The organism is Ideonella azotifigens, from assembly GCF_006519715.1.
GTDB lineage: Bacteria > Pseudomonadota > Gammaproteobacteria > Burkholderiales > Burkholderiaceae_C > Ideonella > Ideonella azotifigens.
Genome location: NZ_VIDT01000871.1, coordinates 1 through 1,954, shown reverse-complemented (window position 1 = coordinate 1,954; position 1,954 = coordinate 1). Strand labels below are relative to the sequence as shown.

The following is a 1,954-nucleotide window of genomic DNA, read 5'->3' as shown; positions in this document are numbered from 1 at the left end:
AGCAGTTGCAGCACCACCGGGCCGCCATGCGCCTGCAGCTCCAGCACGGCTTCACCGGTGTAGCTGTTCGGCGCGGGGAAAAACAGCGCCAGGCCGTGGTCGATGGGCTGGCCGGTGGCGTCCCGGAACGGGCCGTAATGCGCCTGGCGTGGCTTCAGCGGCGCGCCGATCAGCGCGTCAACCAATGGCTGCAGCTGCTTGCCCGACGCGCGCACGATGCCCACCGCACCGCGGCCCGGCGCGGTGGCAATGGCGACGATGGGGTCGTGATGGCGGCCTAGCGATGACATGGCCGGATTGTCGGCGATGCCCGCAGGCGGCAAGGGTTGGCGCGGAGGGGACCGGCCGGGACGCGCAAACGGCGTCTCGGTCGGTCCCAGGTTGCAGCAAGCCGCAAACCCGCCCCGCAACTGGCATATCGGCACGCCGCAAGCGGATTTCGATCAGTGAAAACCACGACGCCCCGGCAGCCAGAGGCTCGCCGGGGCGTCGTGCAAGGGCTCAGGGGGCCGTCAGGCGACACCCAGCCGCTTGTTGATCACGTACTGCTGGGCGATGGACAGCAGGTTGTTCGTCACCCAGTACAGCACCAGGCCGGCCGGGAAGAAGAAGAACATGAAGCTGAAGGCCAGCGGCATGATCCACATCATCTTGGCCTGCATCGGGTCGGCCGGCGCCGGGTTCAGCGCCACCTGCAGCAGACTGGACGCGGTCATCAGCAGCGGCAGGATGTAGAACGGGTCCTTGGCCGACAGGTCATGGATCCAGCCCAGCCACGGCGCACCGCGCATTTCCACCGACGACAGCAGCACCCAGTACAGCGCGATGAAGAACGGCATCTGGATGAAGATCGGCAGGCAGCCGCCCAGCGGGTTGATCTTCTCCTCGCGATAGATGCGCATCATCTCCTGCTGCATTTCCTGCGGCTTGTCCTTCATGCGCTCGCGCATTTCCTGGATCCGCGGGTTGACGGCCTTCATCTTGGCCATCGAGGCATAGGCCTTGGCATTCAGCCAGAAGAAGGCGATCTTCAGCAGCACCACCAGGCCGATGATGGACCAGCCCCAGTTGCCGATCATCTTGTGCAGGTTGACCAGCACCCAGAACAGCGGCTTGGACAGCACCGTCAGCCAGCCATAGTCCTTGACCAGTTCCAGGCCGGGCGCGAGCGCTTCGAGCTTGTTTTCTTCCTGCGGGCCGACAAACAGCGTGGCGTCGCTGGTCTTGGTAGCGCCAGGTGCCAGCTCGCCCACCGGCTGCAGCATCGACACCGTGTACAGGCCGTTCGGCAGCTTGGCGCTGCGGAAGTCGCGAGGGCTGCCGTCCTTCACCAGCCAGGCGCTGGCGAAATAATGCTGCACCATGCCGACCCAGCCGTCGTCGGCGTGCTGGATGTGCAGCGGCGAATCGCCGGCCTCGTGCTTGTCCAGCGACTTGAAGTCGATCTTCTGGAACTTCTTCTCGGCGGTGTAGACAGCCGGGCCGGTGAAGGTGCTGTAGAAGGACGAGCCACCCGCGGGCGCCACGCTGTCGCGCTGCAGCTGCAGGTAGAGCTGAGGCTGCAGCGGGGTGCTGCCGACATTGACCAGCTCGTGCTTCACGCCCATCGTGTATTCGCCACGGCGGAAGGTGTAGGTCTTGACCAGCTTCAGGCCGCCCACATCAGGCGACTCGAAGCGCACCGACAGGCTGTCCTGCCCGTCCTTCAGCGTGCGCTCGCCCGGCGCCACGCTCATCAGCGTCAGGTGCGTCGGCAGTTGCGCGCCGTTCGGGCCGATCACGCCGGTCTGGGCCAGGTAATGGTGGCCGGCGCTGTCCAGCACCGCGACCGGCTTGGTCGGATCGGCATCGTCCTTGTACTTCGGCAGCTCGACCCGCACGATGTCGCCACCGCGGGTGTCCAGCGTCACGTTCAGCACGTCGGTCTTGACGGTGAACTGCTCGCTGACTGCCG

General features: G+C 65.8%; 1 protein-coding gene and 1 pseudogene. Both read right to left on the bottom strand.

Features of this window, described 5'->3' with window-relative positions:
• Positions 1-290 (bottom strand): annotated as a pseudogene (locus FKP22_RS28675) (tRNA uridine-5-carboxymethylaminomethyl(34) synthesis GTPase MnmE); the annotation flags it as partial.
• Between the two features lie 222 nt (positions 291-512).
• Positions 513-1,954 (bottom strand): membrane protein insertase YidC (gene yidC, locus FKP22_RS28670; RefSeq protein ID WP_141291524.1); only part of this gene is annotated, 1,442 nt, incomplete at its 5' end.